The sequence below is a fragment of the Amycolatopsis sacchari genome, assembly GCF_900114035.1.
GTDB classification, from domain to species: domain Bacteria; phylum Actinomycetota; class Actinomycetes; order Mycobacteriales; family Pseudonocardiaceae; genus Amycolatopsis_E; species Amycolatopsis_E sacchari.
Genome location: NZ_FORP01000050.1, coordinates 1 through 17,385, shown reverse-complemented (window position 1 = coordinate 17,385; position 17,385 = coordinate 1). Strand labels below are relative to the sequence as shown.

Here is a 17,385-nt window from a genome sequence, read left to right as displayed (position 1 = left end):
ACCGGCGGGAACGACTGAACAGAGCCTCCGGTAACGCCCTGACCAGGTAAAACGTACTAACTTAGCGGTATTGGCCGGCGGGCAGGCTCCAGGATAATGGGGCCCAAAGGGACCTCACCTGGGGTGGGTGGTCGAGTTGAGTGATCATCCCGTCGCCTGCGGTTTGTGCATATCACTTTGACCCAGAGCCGCAAGCCTGGTCACTCGGCCGCCGGACCCGGCGCATGTTGCGGCCCTGGCCCAAAGTGATCGCCCGGTTTCAGGCGACGGGATGATCACCCAACTCTCGGGTTGTGTTGGGGCTTACGCCCCCGCCAGAAGCCCCTTCAGCCTTGTTGCCAGGTCTTCCCACTTCCAGTTCTCGCTGACCCACTCGCGGCCCGCCTGGCCCATTTTCCTTGCGCGCGTGGGATCTCCGAGGAGCGAGGCGAGGGTTTCGGCCAGCTGCAGCACGTCCCGGCCGTCGACGACGTGGCCCGTCACCTCGTCCAGCACCGTTTCCGGCGCACCGCCCGAACGGCCCGCGATCACCGGCAGACCCGTCGCCGACGCCTCCAGGTACACGATCCCCAGGCCTTCGACGTCCAGACCTTTGCCACGCGTCCTCGCCGGCATCGCGAACACGTCCCCCGCCGCGTAGTGCGCGGGGAGTTCCGGCCACGGTACCGAACCGGTGAAGACCACGTCCTCGGCGACGTCCAGTTCCCGTGCCATCCGCTCCAGCTGCTTGCGGTACGGACCACCGCCGACGATCAACAGTGCCACGTCCGGGACGCGCCTGCGCAGCTCCGGCATGGTCCGCACCAGTGTGTCCTGCCCCTTGCGCGGCACCAGCCTCGACACGCACACGACCGTCGGCCGGTCGCCGAGTCCGTGCCGGGCGCGGATCTCCTGCCGCGCACCCTCGTCGGGGCGGAACAGCTCGACGTCCACACCGGACGGCAGGTGCTCCAGCCCCGCCAGCGGCCCGAACGCCGACGCGAAACGGCCGCGCGTGTACTTGCTGACATACGTGACGACGTCCGTCGTGTCGCCGATGCGCCGCAGTGCTTGCCGGGCCCCGGGGAGCATCGACCAGCCGACCTCGTGCCCGTGCGTGCTCGCCACGATCCGCCGGGCACCGGCCGAACGCAGCGCACTCGACAGCAGCGCCAGAGGTGCGGCGGCACCGAACCACACCGACTCGCATTCCCGGCTGCGCAGGATTTCCTTGGCACGCCGTAGGACGTCGGGGGTGGGCAACATCAGCGACGTCGGGTGCCGGACCACTTCGAACGGTGCCGCGGCGTCCCACTCCGGGTGCGAACCGGACGACCCGTGCCACGAAGGCGCGTAGACGACGAGGTCCTCGGGTGGCAACCGCCGGGCCAGCGAATCGAGGTAGTTCTGGATCCCCCCGGGCCGCGGCGGGAAGTCGTTGGTCACCAACAGGGTCCGGGGCACGGCAAGCAGCGTACCGAAAGCAGTGGGGGCGGCACCGCGCGCACGGTACCGCCCCCTGGGAAATGGCCTGGATCAGTAGGCGACCCGGCGCGCTCCCGAATAGTCGTTCTGCAGCGGCGAGATCTTCACGACGTCACCGGTGTCGGGCGCGTGCACCATCTTGCCGTCACCGATGTAGATACCCACGTGGTGCACCGGCGAACCGAAGAACACCAGGTCACCGACCTGCAGCTCGGACCGCGGCACGGCCTTGCCGAACGTCGACTGCGCGGAGCTGGTCCTCGGCAGCGAAATGCCGGCCTTGCCGTACGCGTACTGCGTCAGCCCGGAGCAGTCGAACGTCGTCGGCCCGGTGGCGCCCCACACGTAGGCGCTGCCGCGCTTGCCGAGCGCCACGTTGACCGCCGTCTGCGCGGCCGACGTCGGCGCGGGCAGGCCGGGGGCGGCACCACCGGTGTCGCTCTGCGCGGCCTTGTCGGCGGCGGTGAGCCGGCTGCTCAGCTGGCGCAACTGGTCCAGCTGGGCCTGGAGCGCGGCGGCCCGGGCGTTGAGGTCGTTGAGCAGCTGCGCCGACTGGTCGGTGGCGGCCTGAGCGCGGTTGCGCGCGTCCGTCGCCTGCGCGGCGGCGGCCGCGGCCGCGTTCACCGCGTCCAGGTAGCTCTGCATCGCCCGGTTCTTGTCCTCGGCCAGCACGGCCAGCGCGGAGGAGCGGTCGAGGAAGTCCTGCGCCGAGGTGCCGGTCAGCAGCGCCGACATCCGGCTCATCTGCGCACCGCTGACGAACGAGGCGTCGGCGAACTGGTCCACGACGACCTGGAACTTCGCCGCCTCGGCCTGCGCGGCCTGCAGCCGCTGGTTGGCGGCGGCGAGGTCGCCGTTCGCCTTGGCGAGGTCGGCCTGCTTGGCGTTGTAGTCGTCCTGGGCCTTGAGCTTGTCCTCGTTGAGCTTTTCGGCCTCCTGCGCCGCGGCCCGGTACTGGGCCAGCGCGTCGGCGGAATTGGTGGGGGGATTCTGGGGGGCGGGGAGGGTGATCGCGCCTGCGGGGGTTCCCACGCTGACGACGGTGATCACCGCCGCGGCCGCGAGTGCTCCTGCGACCACGCGCTTGATCGGTTGCGACTGCACGCCGCGCGTGTCTCCTTTGCGCTCGGCCGCCTACCGGTCACCGCACGCAGAGGTCGGGGGCCCTCTGCTCACCGGAGCGGGCGGAGTCACGCTTCCGGCGAACGGCATACCCATCGCGACGGCGGGCGTCCAGGCACAGGGGTGTCCCCACCTGGGTCCTGCCAGCGCGGTGGTTCCGGCACAGCTCCCCGACAAAGCTGTTTCGGCGGCAATCTCGCGGTGCTGTCGCGGGGGTGCAACGGCTGCCTGCCGCGAGATCTCGGTCAGGTTACGAAAGAGCCGGGCCGCCGTCCAGCAGGTGCCGGGTAAAAACTCTCCGTAGCGCACCCGAATCCCGTTCGGACCAGCGCTGACTCGTCGAGTGTGACCAAGGTAACAATCGCTGCCGAAACGACTACTGACCGTTCACCGCCGGAATCGACCGTTTGTCGCTTCCGAGCGATGCGGGGAACTCAGGCCGCACGCTCCTGGGACCGGCCGGCCATCGGCACGTGCCGCAGCCGGGGAATCAGCCCGCCCTCGGCGAGCGCGTCGATGGCCCGCAATTCCTCCTCGTCCCATTCCACGGTGGGAGGTGCGTTCAACAGCACGCTGACCGCGCAGTCCGCGCAGCCCACGCCCCGCACGACGCAGCGGCCACAGTCGATGATCACGGTGTTGTCCTGCATGTTCGTGCCTCCTCGCGACCTGTTCCGGTCTGTCGGGAAACACGGTAGGGACACCCACCGACAATTTTCGGCGCGCGCGGAAAGTCAGACGCGGCCCAATCGCGTGAGCAACACCGCCGAGGCGACCGGATGCGCACCCGAACGCCTGGTCGAATCGGCGACCGCGCGATCGGATGTCGCGACCACCAGCGGCCGCCCGGACGGCTCGGCGGTGACCAGCGCGCGGATGACGTCGTCGGCCAGCACCCCGGGATCGGAGAACAGCACCCGGACGCCCCTGGTCGTGGTGGCCGGCACGGACAGCACGCCCGCCCCGTCGAACACGACCGTCACCTCGGCCCCGGTCCGGGACGCGAGCGCGCCGAGCTGCTGGACCAGCCGGTTGCGCTGGTCGGCAAGGGGCAGCTCCGGATAGCCGGTCTTGGTGACGTTGTAGCCGTCCACGATCAGGTGCACGCTCGGCAGCGCCAGCAACCGGTCGAGCACCCCGGGATCACGCACCTGGGCCCCGTTCCCGGGCGACGAGGACGCCCCGCGCACCAGGTCGGCGGGGCGGCGCGTGCTCGAGCCGAGCGACAGCTCCCGCCGCAACCCGGAAACCGCGCCCTCGATGGTGTCGACCAGCAGCGCCAGCCGGACCTCGTCGGCGTCCCTCGCCTCCCGCGCCGACTGCCGCGCGATCTCGGCGTCGGCGACGGCCCGCTCGGCCCGCGCCCGTTCGGTCGCGACCCGCTGCCGCTCCCGTTCGAGCTGCGCGGTCAACGCGGCGATCTCGGCGTCCTTGCGCTTGCCGTCCTCCGCTACCCCGGCCTGCGCCGCCTCGGCCGCGTCCCTGGCCTGCCGCAGCAGCACGCCCTGCTCCCGCAGCCGCCCGCGCAACCGGTTCAGCTCGTCCTCGCGCTCGCGCCGCGCCGCCTCGACGGCTTCCAGCGCCTGCGCCAGCTCCTCCCTGGTGCGGGCGAGCTCGGCCTCCAGCTTCTGACCGCGTGCCACCGCGGCATCTCGCTCCGCGCGCAAGGCCGTTTCGGCCGCGTTCTTCGCGACGAGCCGCACGCGGGAGGTCGCGCTCGACTCGCCGAGCAGGATGGCCGCCGTCGCGGCGACCACGGAGTCCTCGTCGTTGGGGTTCAGCGCGTCCTGGCGGTGCTCCCGCACCCACTCCAGCACGGCGGTGCGGAAGGCGGTCGAATCCTGCAGCGTGCTCAGCAACGCCGTCGCGCCCAGCTTGGCGCGCTTGGCGGGGGCGAACTTCGCGACCGGCCGCAGCTGCTGCGGCACGTCGACCCTGGGCATCTTCCCGAGGGCTTCGGCGGCGAGCTCGGCGAGTCTGGCGCGGACGGGTTCCGGCAGCTCGCGCCAGGCGAAAGGCGGTGCCGGTTCCGCCTCCGGCCGCTGGTCAGCGACGGAGGCGCGAAGACCGGGGTCTTCGGGCTCTTCGGCGTGCACTGAGGGCGGCATCCGTCCAGGGTAGTCGCTCCCACACGAAGATCTCTCGTCGTGGGAGGTGCGGTCGCCCGGAATTGTCGGTGCCGTTACCTAGGGTGCCGATCATGCCTGCCGCCACCGACCAGCTGACCTTCGACGAGCTGGGCACCCCGCTGAGGGACACCACGTTCGTCGTGTTCGACCTCGAAACCACGGGCACCAAGCCCGGCCCGAACGGGATCACCGAGATCGGCGCGGTCAAGGTGCGGGGCGGCGAGGTGCTCGGTGAGTTCGCCACGCTGGTCAACCCGGGCATGCCCATCCCGCCGCAGATCGTCGCCTTGACGGGCATCACGGGCGCGATGGTCTACGACGCGCCCCCGATCGAACGCGTGCTGCCGGCGTTCCTGGAGTTCGCCGCCGGGGCGGTGCTCGTCGCGCACAACGCCCCCTTCGACACCGGTTTCCTGCGTGCCGCGTGCGCGGGGCACGGCTACGCGTGGCCGAAGCCCGCGGTGGTGTGCACGGTCCGGCTCGCGCGCCGCGTGCTGACCCGCCAGGACACCCCCAGCTTCCGGCTCTCCGCGCTCGCCGCGTTGTTCGGTTCGCGGGTCACGCCCAACCACCGCGCGCTGGAGGACGCCCGCGCCACCGTGGACGTGCTGCACGCGCTGCTCGAACGCGTCGGCTCGGTGGGGGTGCACTCGCTGGAGGAGCTGCTCGACTACCTCCCCGAGGTGACGCCGGAGCAGCGGCGCAAACGCGGTATGGCCGCGCACCTGCCCGAGCGGCCCGGCGTGTACCTGTTCCGCGGTCCGAACGAGGAGGTGCTCTACGTCGGCACGGCGGGCAACCTGCGGCGCCGCGTACGCACGTACTTCACGGGCTCCGAGAGCCGGGGGCGCATCCGCGAAATGGTCGCGCTGGCGCAGCGGGTGGACGGCATCGAGTGCTCGCACGCGCTGGAGGCGCAGGTGCGGGAGCTGCGGCTGCTGGCGGCGCACCGCCCGGCGTACAACCGCCGCTCGAAGAACCCGCGCAAGTCGTGGTGGGTGACGCTGACGGACGAGGCGTTCCCCCGGTTGTCGGTGGTGCGCCTGCCCAAGGACGGCGCGCTGGGCCCGTTCAACTCGCAGCAGACGGCGAAGCTGGCCGCCGACGTCCTCGCGAGCGCCACGGGGCTGCGCACCTGCACCCAGCGCATCTCGGCGGTCTCCCCGTCCGGCAGGCCGTGCGCGCTCGCCGAGCTGGGCCGCTGCGGAGCGCCCTGTGCGGGCCGTCAGAGCACCGTGGACTACCTCCCGTCGGTCCGGGCCGTCACCCGGCTGATCGGCGGTGAGGACGCCGCTCCGCTGCACTCCGCGCGGCGCCAGCTCGACGAGCTGTCCACCGCGCAGCACTACGAGCAGGCGGCCCGCCGCCGGGACGAGCTGGCGGTGCTGGTCCGGGCCGTCGCGCGGGCGCACCGGCTGTCGGCGCTGGCCGCCATCCCCGAACTCGTCGCCGCCGCGCCCGATGGCAACTACGGCTGGGAGTTCGCGGTCATCCGGTACGGCCGCCTCGCGTCCGCAGGCGTCGCGCGGCGCGGGGTGCCGCCGATGCCCGTGGTGGACGCGCTGGTCGCCGCCGCGGAGACGGTCACCCCCGGGCCGGGGCCGCTGTCCGGCGCACCGGCCGAAGAGGTCGGTCTCCTGCTGCGCTGGCTCACCCGCCCCGGCGTCCGTCTGGTGCGCTCGGCGGTCCCCTGGGCCGAACCAGCCCACGGCGCGGGGGGCTGGGAGGAGTGGCTGGCGCGCGCCTCGACGGCGACGGCACTGGAGCAAGCGGCGAGCTGAGCGGCGGGGCTACGATCGCGGCGGACCGAACCCCTGAGGAGGACTGACGTGATCACCGCGATCGTGCTCATTCACGCCGTGGCGGACAGCATTCCCGAGACCGCGCAGGCGATCGCGGACATCGACGGCGTGTCCGAGGTGTACTCGTGCGCGGGCGACGTCGACCTGATCGCGATGGTGCGGGTGCACACGCACGAGGAGCTGGCCGACCTGATCCCCGCGAAGATCGGCCGCGTGCCCGGCGTCGTGGACACCGACACGCACATCGCGTTCCGCTCCTACTCCACCGCCGACACCGAGTCCGCGTTCGCCCTCGGCGCCGACGACTGAAAACACCGAAGGGCCGGTTCCCCTTCCAGGAAACCGGCCCTTCGCAGTGTTCTTACTGGTCCGGCGTCTTCCAGCCCGCCGGGACCTCCTCCTCGGAGGGCACCCCGTTGCCGCCGTGCCCGTTGCCGTGCGCGTTCGCCTTCGCCCGCTCCAGCGCCGCGACCTCGTCGGCCGGGTCCGGGGCGAGCAGCGTGCCGGGCACCGGACGGCCCGCGGCACCGAGCTTGTTCATCTTCTTCGGCACCGGCGCGCCCTGGTACTCCAGCGGGATCGCGTGGCCGTGGTCGTCCACCCCGCCCAGCGGCTGGTGGATCTCGATGAACTCACCGTGCGGCAGGCGCTTGATGATGCCCGTCTCGATGCCGTGCTCCAGCACCTCGCGGTCGGCCCGCTGCAGGCCCAGGCAGATCCGGTAGGTGATGAAGTACGCCAGCGGCGGCACCACCAGCAGCCCGATGCGGCCGGCCCACGTGGTCGCGTTGAGCGAGATGTTGAACTGGTAGGCGATGATGTCGTTGAAGCCGGACAGCTCCAGCACCATGAAGAAGCTCAGCGCCATCATGCCGATGCTCGTGCGTACCGGTGCGTCCCGCGGGCGCTGCAACAGGTTGTGGTGCGCGGTGTCGCCGGAGAGCTTGCGCTCGATCATCGGGTACGCGATGAGCAGGCCGAACAGGATCGGCATGCCGACCGCACCCGCGAAGAACACCGCGGGCACCGTGTAGTTGCCCAGGTACAGCTCCCACGCCGGGTAGACACGCAGGATGCCGTCCGCCCAGGCGAGGTACCAGTCCGGCTGCGAGCCCGCCGACACCTGCGAGGCGTTGTACGGGCCGATCTGCCAGATCGGGTTGATCTGGAAGATCCCGGCCATCAGGGCGAGCACACCGGTGACCATCGCGAAGAACGCGCCGCCCTTGAGGGCGAACACCGGCATGATGCGGACGCCGACGACGTTGGTCTCCTTGCGCCGCACGCCGGGGAACTGCGTGTGCTTCTGGTACCAGACCAGCGCCAGGTGGACACCGACGAGCGCGAGCATGACGCCCGGCAGCAGCAGGATGTGCAGCGAGTACATCCGCGGCACGATCACGTCGCCGGGGAACTCGCCGCCGAACAGCGCCCAGTGCAGCCAAGTGCCCATGATCGGCACCGACAGCACGATGCCCGACAGGGTCGCGCGGATACCGGTACCGGACAGCAGGTCGTCCGGCAGCGAGTAACCGAAGAAGCCCTCGAACATGCCCAGGATCAGCAGCAGCGCGCCGATCACCCAGTTCGCCTCGCGCGGACGGCGGAACGCTCCGGTGAAGAAGATCCGGAACATGTGCGCCATCATCGCGGCGACGAACACCAGCGCGGCCCAGTGGTGCAGCTGCCGCACGAACAACCCGCCGCGGACGTCGAAGGAGATGTCCAGCGTCGTCGCGAACGCCCGCGACATCTCCACGCCCTGCAGCCCCTGGTAGCTGCCGTGGTAGGTGGTCTCCGCCATCGACGGGTCGAAGAACAGCGTCAGGTACACCCCCGACGCGATCAGGATGATGAAGCTGTACAGCGCCAGCTCACCCAGCAGGAACGACCAGTGCGTCGGGAACACCTTGTTGAGCTGGTGCCGCAGCCCCTTGGCCAGGTGGTACCGCTGGTCCATGTTCGTCGCGGCCTCGTTGGCCTGCTTCTGGAGCATGCTCGAGCCCCGCGTGGGCGTGGTGAGTGAACTCATGACTTGCGCTCCCAGAAAGCAGGACCGATGGGCTCGATGAAGTCGCTGCGGGCGACCAGGTAGCCCTGCGCGTCCACCGTGATCGGCAGCTGCGGCAGCGCGCGCGTGGCCGGCCCGAAGATGGGCTTGCCGTACTCGAGCGCGTTGAACTGCGACTGGTGGCACGGGCACAGGATGCGGTTGGTGCGCTGCTCGAACAGCGAAGCCGGGCAGCCGACGTGCGTGCAGACCTTGCTGTAGGCGTAGTACTCGCCGAAGTTGAAGTCCTCCTGGCCCTTGCGCTTGATCACGCGCGCCGCGTCCTCCGGGCGGAGGCGGATGAGCATGACCGGCGTGTCGGACCGGACGAACGTCTCGGCGAGCCGCTCCGGGTCGTTGCGCTCGGACTCGTGGAACGGGAACACCGTCTCCATGCCGCCCGCGTCGAGGTCCTCGGGGCGGACCAGGTCGATCGTGTGCGAGTCACCGGTGTAGCGGCGCAGGTACACGGGCTCGCCCGGGTACTCCGGCGCCCACGGGGTGTGCCAGAGCGTGTCCTCCGGCTTGCCCTTCCACGGGCTCTTGATGAACGACGCCACCGGCAGCGCGACGCCCCCGAGACCGAGGGCACCGCCCGCGAGGCCCACGGTGCGCTTGACGAGCGACCGGCGGCCGATCGTGCTGCGCGAGCCCGCGTCCTCGAGCTGGGCGACGATGGTCTTCTTGTCGATCTCCGCCGAGCCTTCGCCCGCGCCGTCGTTGCGCTCCTGCACCGCGAGCTCGTTCGGGACGAACCGCTTGGTGTAGAGGATCACGCCGATCCCGAGGCCGAGGATCGTGAGCCCGAGGGTGATGCCCAGCATCGGCGTGTAGAGCGAGTAGAGGAACGTGCCGCTCTCGCCCGGCGCCTTGTACTGCCACGGCCACCAGATCAGGGAGACCACGAAACCGAGCCCGGCAAGGCCGGCGATGGTGAACCACAGCGCGACCATGCGCTCGGCGCGCTTCTCCGCGCGCGTGCCCTTGACCGGCCACGGCTCGGGGTAGTCGACCAGCTCGACGCCGTCCAGCCGCGTGCCCAGCTTGACCAGCTGGTCGCGGTCCATCTCGGCGAGTTCCGCGTCGGAAGGCAGGTTCTGTCCTTCGCTGCTCATGCCCTCGATCCAATCCACAGGGTGACGCCGATCAGCGCGCCGATACCCACTACCCACGCGATCACGGCTTCGGAGGCCGGGCCGAACCCGCCCAGCGGGTTACCACCGGGGCTGTTCTGGCCGTCCGACACCGACTTGACGTAGGCGATGATGTCCTTCTTCTCGTCCGGCGTGAGCTCCCGGTCGGAGAACTTCGGCATGTTCTGCGGGCCGGTCAGCATCGCCGTGTAGATCTGGTCCTCGGTCGCCGGGTCCAGGTTCGGCGCGTACTTGCCCGCCGACAGGGCGCCGCCGCGACCGGTGAAGTTGTGGCACGACGCGCAGTTGAGCCGGAACAGCTCGCTGCCGCGCGCCGGGTCGGGACCGCGCAGGGCCGCGCCGGTCTCGGCGGGCCGCTCCGGGCCGCCGCCGTTGGCCTGGATGTAGGCGCCGACCGCGTCGATCTCCTCGGGGCTCAGCTTCGGCGGCTTGCGCTCGGCCTGCGCCTCCTGGCGCACCATCGGCATCCGGCCGGAGGAGGTCTGGAAGTACACCGCCGCATCGCCGACGCCGATCAGGCTCGGGCCGCGGTCCTGCACACCCTGCAGGTTCGCGCCGTGGCAGGTGATGCAGGTGTTGTTGTAGACCTGCTGGCCCAGCCGCAGCTGCGCCGGGTCCTCCTGCGCCTGCGCGGTCTGCGCCTTGGGCACGAAGACCGCGTAGACGGCGCCGGCCCCGATCAACGCGACACCCAGCGCGAGCAGGCCGGCGATGCGCCTGCGCAGCTTGGTGCGCGCGCGGAAGCGGCGCTCGGAGGATTTCTTCGTGGTGGTCATCTTGCGGCAACCCTTGCTGTTCGAAGTCCGGGGACGGGCTGTGCGGTCAGGGGATGATGTAGATAACCGCGAACAGGCCGACCCACACGATGTCGACGAAGTGCCAGTAGTAGGACACGACGATCGCGGAGGTGGCCTGCGCGGGCGTGAACTTGCTCAGCTTCGTCCGGATGAGCAGGAACACGAACGCGATGAGCCCGCCCATCACGTGCAGCCCGTGGAAGCCGGTGGCGAGGAAGAAGACGGTGCCCCAGGCGCCGGACGGGATGGTCACGCCCTCGTTCACGAGGCTGATGTACTCGCCGGCCTGACCGCCGATGAAGATCGCCCCCATGATCAACGTCAGCACGTACCAGCGGCGCAGCCCGTAGACGTCCCCGCGCTCGGCGGCGAACACGCCGAGCTGGCAGGTGAACGACGACGCCACCAGGATGATGGTGAAGGGCAGCGCGTACGGGATGTCGAGGTGGATGGGCTCGCCGGTCGACTCGAGGATCGGCGGCCAGTGGCCGCTCGAGTTCTGCGCCTTGACCGTGAAGAACATCGCGAACAGCCCGGCGAAGAACATGAGCTCGCTGGAGAGCCAAACGATGGTGCCGACGCTGACCATGTTCGGCCGGTTCAGCGAGTGCACCCGCTGGCTGATGTTGGGAGCTGCCGTTGTCACGAGTCGCATTATGTCCTCCTGCGGTGAGGCCTGCCCGGTCGGGTCGCCACGCGGGTTGGTCACATCGACGAACGCGGAGGGTGAGGATCAGACGTGAGTTTGCTCGATCGGGTGCGTGACCTGCTGAGAAGGAACTCCGAACCCCAGCTGACCACGGACGAGCCCGGACTGTCGGTGGTGGCGGAGGCGTTCGACGCGGCCGAAGCGGATTCGGCGGTGCTGGCGAGATCACACCTTTGGGACGAGGGAAAACCGGCCGTGCTGCGGCATCACCTGACGTTGCCGGCGGGCCGGGTCGCGGAGGCGGAACGGGTCCTCGCCCAGGATGGGTGGGAATTACGCACCGTGTCCGAATCGGACGGTGTCGCCACGCTGCACGCGCTGCGGGTCCAGCGCCTCGACGCGCTGCACTGCGCGCAGGAGCGCTCCCGCATGGCGGGGCTGGCCGCCCGGCTGGGCGGCGACGCGCTGGGCTGGGACGCGCTGCAGCGGCCAGGGGCTGGGTGAGCGCGCCCGCGGGGACTACGATTCCGTTCATCACCACTGCGACGAGGCCGGAGGCTTGAACGTGACCGAGCAGCCGATGAGGATCCTGGTGTTCAGCCACCGGGCGGAAGTCCGCGAGTCGATCATCACCGCCGTCGGCCGCAGGCCGGCCACGGACCTGGGCCGCGTGGACTACGTCGAGGCGGCCGGGATCGCCGACGTGCTGGCCGAGATGGACGAGGGCGCGGTCGACCTGGCGATCCTGGACGGCGAGGCCCAGCCCACCGGTGGCATCGGGCTGTGCCGCCAGCTGAAGAACGAGATCCCCGACTGCCCGCCGATCGTGGTCGCGGTGCGCCGCAAGGACGACCGGTGGCTGGCGACGTGGTCGCAGGCCGACGCCGTCCTCGTGCACCCGCTCGACCCCCTCACCGCCGCGGAGACCGTCGCGGACGTGCTGCGGGCCCAGCGGGTCCCGGCCGTGCGCGCGTGATCGCCAGATGACCGTTCAGCAACACTCCTGGCCCGCGCTGCTCACCCGGCTCATCGACCGGGCGGACCTGTCCGAGGAGGACACCGCCTGGGCGATGGACCAGGTGATGTCCGGCGAGGCCACGCTCGCGCAGATCGGCGGTTTCGCCGTGGCGCTGCGCGCGAAGGGCGAGACGCCCGAGGAGATCTCCGGCATGGCGAGCGCGATGCTCGCGCACGCCCGGCGGGTGCACGTCGAGGCCAGGGCCGTCGACATCGTCGGCACGGGTGGCGACCGCTCGGGTTCGGTGAACATCTCCACGATGGCCGCGCTCGTCGTGGCCGCCGCCGGCGTGCCGGTGGTGAAGCACGGCAACCGCGCGGCGTCCTCGAAGTCCGGCGCGGCCGACGTGCTGGAGGCGCTCGGCGTGGCGATCGACCTGCCGCCGGAGGGCGTGCAGCGCTGCGTCGCCGAGCTGGGCATCGGGTTCTGCTTCGCGCCCGTGTTCCACCCGGCGTTCCGGCACGCGGGCCCGGCCCGCAGCCAGCTGGGCGTGCCCACGACGTTCAACCTGCTCGGCCCGCTGACCAACCCCGCGCAGCCGGGCGCGGGCCTGATCGGCTGCGCCTACGCCGACCGCAGTGAGCTGCTGGCACGCGTGTTCGCGCGGCGCGGTGCCTCGGTGCTGGTCGTGCGGGGTGACGACGGGCTGGACGAGATCACGACCACCACCACGAGCACGGTGTGGGTGGTGCGCGAGGGCCAGGTGCACGAGGAGCGCTTCGACCCGGAGGCGCTGGGCGTGCCGCGTGCCACGGCCGAGGACCTGCGTGGCGGTGACGCGGCGGCGAACGCTGAAGTCGTGCGCGAGCTGGTCGCGGGCAAGACGGGCCCGGTGCGGGACGCGGTGCTGCTCAACGCGGCGGGCGCGCTCGCCGCGCACGCGGGGTTCTCCGGCTCGCTGGTGGACGACCTGCGGGCCGCGCTGACCAGGGCCGCCGAGGCCGTCGACTCCGGTGCGGCCGCCGACCTGCTGACGCGCTGGGCCGCCTTCCGCTGAAGCCCCCGGACACGCGAAAAGGGCGCTTCCCCGTTGGGGAGGCGCCCTTTTCGCGTCGGCAGGACTTATTCGTGGTTGGGGCCCGTGTGGTACTCGAACACCAGGCCGCCGACCGTGATCAGCAGCAGCACGACCGCGATGACCAGCAGCCAGATGTGGAAGAACGCCAGCGCCAGGCCCGCCGTGGCGGCGGAACCGGCCAGCGCGATCGGCCAGTAGCTGCCCGGGCTGAAGAAGCCCAGCTCACCGGCGCCGTCGCTGATCTCGGCGTCCTCACGGTCCTCGGGGCGCGCCTCGATGCGGCGCGCCACGAACCGCAGGTAGCTGCCGGCGATGAACGACAGGCCACCGGTCAGGATCAGGGCGACCAGCCCGACCGGCTCGACGCCGAACCCGCTCCAGTAGTAGGTGGTCACGCCGTAGACGATCGCGATGAAGAAGGCGAACGCCGTGACGAGATCGAAAATCCTGGCTTCGACCCTCATGAAGCTGTCCTCACTCCTGGTGTCCGGCGCGTCAGCGGATGGTGCGGTCGGTGTTGAACGGCTTGGTGCTCACCGCCTGCGGGGAGCACAGCTCGCCGCAGTTCATCGCGCCAAGGGCCTCGGCCGCGGTGTTCGGCGCACCGGTCGCGGGGTTGACCTGCGTCCGCAGCTGGATGTACTGCCGGTACAGGTTGTCCGGCAGCGCGCGGACCTCGAAGTTCATCATCGCGTGGTAGGTGCCGCACAGCTCGGCGCAGCGGCCCACGAACGAACCGGGCCGGTCGATCGTGTTCTGGAACGACGAGTCCTGGTTGTTCTTCTCCGGGTACGGGAAGACGTCGCGCTTGAAGTGGAACTCCGGCACCCAGAACGAGTGGATGACGTCGGTCGAGCGCAGGTTGTACTGGATGGTCTTGCCGACGGGCAGCACCAGCAGCGGGATCTCGCTCGAGCTGCCGACCGTGCGGATGACCTGCCCGTTGGCGTCCTTGGCCTCGTTCGGGTAGTCGAACTCCCAGTTCCACTGGAAGGCCGTGACGTTGACGGTCACGTCCGGGTCCGGCTTCTTGTCGAGCACGTTGCTCTCGGTGGTGGCGGTGAAGAAGAACAGCACGCAGACCATCACCAGCGGCGTGATGACGCAGAAGAGCTCCAGCGGCACGTTGTACTGGAACTGGCGCGGCAGCTCGGTCGGGTCCTGGTTCTTCTTCTTGCGGTGGAACGCAGACGACCAGAAGATCAGACCCCACACGATGACGCCGACGACGAGCGCGGCGAGCACGGACCAGGTCCACAGCCAGCGCATCTTGTCGGCCTGCTCCGTGACCCCCACCGGCCAGCCGAAGCGCAACACCTCGTCACCGGAGCACCCGGTCGCCAGCAGGGCCACGAGCCCGGCCAGTGCGGCGACCTTACCGACCCTCTTCAACCCAGGCCTCCTCAAGTTCTCACCCGACAGCCGGAGCCTAGCTGAGTTGCCAGGTTCCGCTTGGCAAGGGGTAACCGTTCGTGGCCGGTCCACGCGGCATACTTGGCGTCTCCTAGTCCTCGATGTCGACCAAAAGGTGTGTGAGTAGACGTGTGCGGCCTGCTCGGACTGGTCTGTCCCAGTGAGAACGAAGCGGCGAAGGCCCGCGACGCGGTCGGGGCGGCCCTGCGCTGCCAACGGCACCGCGGCCCGGACGAGACCGACACCTGGGCGGACGCCGAGGTCGTCTACGGGTTCAACCGGCTCGCGTTCATCGACGTCGAGCACGCCCACCAGCCGCTGGTGTGGGGGCCGCCGGAGGCGCCGGAGCGCTACACGCTGAACTTCAACGGCGAGATCTACAACTACCGCGAGCTGCGCGAACAGCTGGTCGCGGAGCACGGTGCGAAGTTCGCCACAGAAGGCGACGGCGAGGCGATCGTCGCCGCCATCCACTACTGGGGCCGTGGCGCGGTGAGCCGGCTGCGCGGGATGTTCGCCTTCCTGCTGTGGGACGCACAGGAGAAGGTGCTGCACGGCGCGCGCGACCCGTTCGGCATCAAGCCGCTGTACTACTCGGCCGGGCCCGGCGGCGTGGCGTTCTCCAGTGAAAAGAAGAGCCTGCTGGAGCTGACCGACGTGCTCGGGGTGGGTGAGGAACTCGACACCAAGGCGCTGCAGCACTACCTGACGCTGCAGTACGTGCCCGAGCCCGAGTCGCTGCACACGGGCATCCGGCGCATCGAGTCGGGCACGTCGTTCACCATCTCCCCCGGTGGCGAGCTCAAGCAGGAGCGCTACTTCTTCCCGGAGTTCGCGGCGCGTCCCGTGCACACGGACGGTGAGGCGAAGGAGCTGCACCAGCGCATCGCCGATGTGATGCGCGACTCGGTCCGCAAGCACATGATCGCCGACCCCGACATCACGGTCGGCGCGTTCCTGTCGGGCGGCATCGACTCGACGGCGATCGCGGCGCTGGCGAAGGAGCAGAACCCGAACCTGATCGCGTTCACGACGGGGTTCGAGCGCGAGGGCTACTCCGAGGTGGACGTGGCGGCCGAGTCCGCGGCGGCGATCGGGGTGAAGCACGTCGTCCGCACGGTCACGGCGGACGAGATGATGGACGTGCTGCCGCTCATCGTCTGGTACCTGGACGACCCGGTGGCCGACCCGGCGCTCGTGCCGCTGTGGTTCATCGCCCGCGAGGCGCGCAAGCACGTGAAGGCGGTGCTGTCCGGCGAGGGCTCGGACGAGCTGTTCGGCGGCTACACGATCTACAAGGAACCCATCTCGCTGGCGCCGTTCGAGAAGGTGCCGGGCGGGGTGCGCAAGCTGCTGGGCAAGGTGTCGGAGCGCATCCCCGAGGGCACGCGCGGCAAGGACCTGCTGCGGCGCGGGGCGCTCACGATGGAGGAGCGTTATTACGGAAACGCCCGCATCTTCCGCGATGACCAGTTGCGACGGGTGCTGCGGACCTATGTGGACGGTGTCGGGCACCGGGACGTCACCGCGGAGCACTACCGCACCTCGGCGGGCTGGGACCCGGTCGCGCGCATGCAGCACGTGGACCTGTTCACGTGGCTGCGCGGGGACATCCTGGTCAAGGCGGACAAGATGACGATGGCGAACTCGCTGGAACTGCGGGTCCCGTTCCTCGACTCCGAGGTGTTCAAGGTCGCCGCGAGCATCCCGCTCGACCAGAAGGTGACGAAGGAGACCACGAAGTACGCCCTGCGCCGCGCGCTCGACGGCATCGTCCCCGCGCACGTGCTCAACCGGCGCAAACTGGGCTTCCCGGTGCCCATCAAGCACTGGCTGCGCGCGGAGATGTACGACTGGGCCCGCGGCATCGTGAACGATTCGAAGACGGATGCCTTGCTGGACAAGCCCGCGGTGCTGCGGATGCTGGAGGAACACCGCGCGGGCACGCTGGACCACAGCCGCCGCATCTGGGCGCTGATCGTGTTCATGCTGTGGCACGGGATCTTCATCGAGCACCGCATCAAGCCGGAGATCCCGGAACCGGTTTACCCGGTGAAGATCTGAGGGGCTTTTTGAAGCCCCAGAGAGTTGGGTGATCATCCCGTCGCCTGATACCGGTGGATCACTTTGAGCCAGGGCCGCAACCTTTTTCGAGACCGGCGGTTGTCATGCCAGGCTTGCGGCCCTGGGGCAAAGTGATATGCACAAACCGCAGGCGACGGGATGATCACTCAACTCGACCACCTCGCGAAGGTGAGGTCCCGTTGGGGTCCGATCATCCTGGAGCCTGCCCGCCGGCCAATACCGCTAAGTTTAGGCGAGTTTCCGCAGCTCAGAGGCGTTTGGAGGCGTCGCCCACAGAGCGGTCACACCCCGACAGAACAGTTGCCTCAATTGAAGATTCCCCTCAACCGCAACGGCGACTGTCTCAAGTGGAGAACCGCCTAACCGGCGGGAACGACTGAACAGAGCCTCCGGTAACGCCCTGACCAGGTAAAACGTACTAACTTAGCGGTATTGCCCGCCGGCGAGGCATTTCTTTTGAATCTTTTGTCTTTGGTCCGGCCGCCTGCCTCGGCACCGGGGTTCACCGGCGCTGGCGCGCCTGCTTGAGCGGCCCCACCCCCGCCCCGATCCTTGATCGTTTAACGGTTGGCTCACCGCGTCAAGGGCGCTCAGTGTGAGGGTGTGGGTGGGCTGTGGCTTGGTGGTTATGGTCCGGTTTGGTTGCGTGGTGACTGGCAAGGGCGCTGCCGCCGTGTGGGGTTG

Annotated in this window: 16 protein-coding genes; 6 read left to right on the top strand and 10 right to left on the bottom strand. The window is 69.8% G+C overall.

The genetic code is table 11. From position 1 onward, the window contains the following. Window positions 1–303: 303 nt before the first annotated feature. The 4 genes from BMZ92_RS36215 to BMZ92_RS36200 form a co-directional block, all read right to left on the bottom strand. Window positions 304–1,443: a glycosyltransferase family 4 protein gene (locus BMZ92_RS36215; protein WP_177229033.1), complete on the bottom strand. Its 1,140-nt coding sequence runs from the start codon at window positions 1,441–1,443 to the stop codon at window positions 304–306. A 72-nt stretch (window positions 1,444–1,515) separates the two neighbouring features. Beyond that, window positions 1,516–2,568 (bottom strand): C40 family peptidase, encoded by a 1,053-nt coding sequence (locus tag BMZ92_RS36210; protein WP_091517204.1) that lies wholly within the window; start codon window positions 2,566–2,568, stop codon window positions 1,516–1,518. A 452-nt stretch (window positions 2,569–3,020) separates the two neighbouring features. Beyond that, a complete protein-coding gene (locus BMZ92_RS36205; protein ID WP_091517203.1) occupies window positions 3,021–3,236 on the bottom strand; it encodes a hypothetical protein in 216 nt (71 codons plus the stop codon). Window positions 3,237–3,320: 84 nt separating this feature from the next. Next, window positions 3,321–4,694 (bottom strand): NYN domain-containing protein, encoded by a 1,374-nt coding sequence (locus BMZ92_RS36200; protein WP_177229032.1) that lies wholly within the window; start codon window positions 4,692–4,694, stop codon window positions 3,321–3,323. A 92-nt stretch (window positions 4,695–4,786) separates the two neighbouring features. Here BMZ92_RS36200 and BMZ92_RS36195 point away from each other — a divergent pair, with 92 nt between their 5' ends. After that, window positions 4,787–6,496: a DEDD exonuclease domain-containing protein gene (locus BMZ92_RS36195; protein WP_091517205.1), complete on the top strand. Its 1,710-nt coding sequence runs from the start codon at window positions 4,787–4,789 to the stop codon at window positions 6,494–6,496. Between the two features lie 48 nt (window positions 6,497–6,544). After that, window positions 6,545–6,826, top strand: a complete 282-nt coding sequence (locus tag BMZ92_RS36190; protein ID WP_091517201.1) for an Lrp/AsnC family transcriptional regulator — start codon at window positions 6,545–6,547, stop codon at window positions 6,824–6,826. Between the two features lie 52 nt (window positions 6,827–6,878). Here BMZ92_RS36190 and qcrB read toward each other — a convergent pair whose 3' ends face one another. From qcrB to ctaE, 4 genes are read right to left on the bottom strand one after another with little or no spacing between them, the layout of a single operon-like run. Continuing rightward, the gene (gene qcrB, locus BMZ92_RS36185) at window positions 6,879–8,549 is read right to left on the bottom strand and encodes a cytochrome bc1 complex cytochrome b subunit (RefSeq protein ID WP_091517200.1); all 1,671 of its coding nucleotides are present in this window, start codon (window positions 8,547–8,549) and stop codon (window positions 6,879–6,881) included. Continuing rightward, complete coding sequence (qcrA, locus tag BMZ92_RS36180) at window positions 8,546–9,682, bottom strand: cytochrome bc1 complex Rieske iron-sulfur subunit (protein WP_091517199.1); 1,137 nt, start codon at window positions 9,680–9,682, stop codon at window positions 8,546–8,548. The genes qcrB and qcrA overlap by 4 nt, the downstream gene beginning before the upstream one ends. Continuing rightward, window positions 9,679–10,497 (bottom strand): cytochrome bc1 complex diheme cytochrome c subunit, encoded by an 819-nt coding sequence (gene qcrC, locus BMZ92_RS36175; protein WP_091517198.1) that lies wholly within the window; start codon window positions 10,495–10,497, stop codon window positions 9,679–9,681. The genes qcrA and qcrC overlap by 4 nt, the downstream gene beginning before the upstream one ends. A gap of 46 nt (window positions 10,498–10,543) precedes the next feature. Beyond that, the gene (gene ctaE / locus BMZ92_RS36170) at window positions 10,544–11,173 is read right to left on the bottom strand and encodes an aa3-type cytochrome oxidase subunit III (RefSeq protein WP_091517197.1); all 630 of its coding nucleotides are present in this window, start codon (window positions 11,171–11,173) and stop codon (window positions 10,544–10,546) included. 84 nt (window positions 11,174–11,257) lie between these two features. Here ctaE and BMZ92_RS36165 point away from each other — a divergent pair, with 84 nt between their 5' ends. From BMZ92_RS36165 to trpD, 3 genes are all read left to right on the top strand, one after another. Then, the gene (locus BMZ92_RS36165) at window positions 11,258–11,671 is read left to right on the top strand and encodes a hypothetical protein (protein ID WP_091517196.1); all 414 of its coding nucleotides are present in this window, start codon (window positions 11,258–11,260) and stop codon (window positions 11,669–11,671) included. A gap of 61 nt (window positions 11,672–11,732) precedes the next feature. After that, window positions 11,733–12,143, top strand: a complete 411-nt coding sequence (locus BMZ92_RS36160; RefSeq protein WP_091517195.1) for a response regulator — start codon at window positions 11,733–11,735, stop codon at window positions 12,141–12,143. Between the two features lie 7 nt (window positions 12,144–12,150). After that, window positions 12,151–13,182, top strand: a complete 1,032-nt coding sequence (trpD, locus tag BMZ92_RS36155) for an anthranilate phosphoribosyltransferase (protein ID WP_091517194.1) — start codon at window positions 12,151–12,153, stop codon at window positions 13,180–13,182. Window positions 13,183–13,247: 65 nt separating this feature from the next. On the opposite strand, the gene BMZ92_RS36150 is transcribed toward trpD, so the two are convergent. Continuing rightward, window positions 13,248–13,667, bottom strand: coding sequence for a cytochrome c oxidase subunit 4 (locus BMZ92_RS36150; protein ID WP_091517193.1), 420 nt, complete (start codon window positions 13,665–13,667; stop codon window positions 13,248–13,250). 31 nt (window positions 13,668–13,698) lie between these two features. Next, window positions 13,699–14,595, bottom strand: a complete 897-nt coding sequence (gene ctaC, locus BMZ92_RS36145) for an aa3-type cytochrome oxidase subunit II (protein ID WP_091517192.1) — start codon at window positions 14,593–14,595, stop codon at window positions 13,699–13,701. A gap of 150 nt (window positions 14,596–14,745) precedes the next feature. On the opposite strand from ctaC, the gene asnB reads away from it, so the two are divergent. Then, entirely contained in the window at window positions 14,746–16,680 is a 1,935-nt protein-coding gene (gene asnB, locus BMZ92_RS36140; RefSeq protein ID WP_091517191.1) for an asparagine synthase (glutamine-hydrolyzing), read from the top strand. Window positions 16,681–17,385: the final 705 nt, after the last annotated feature.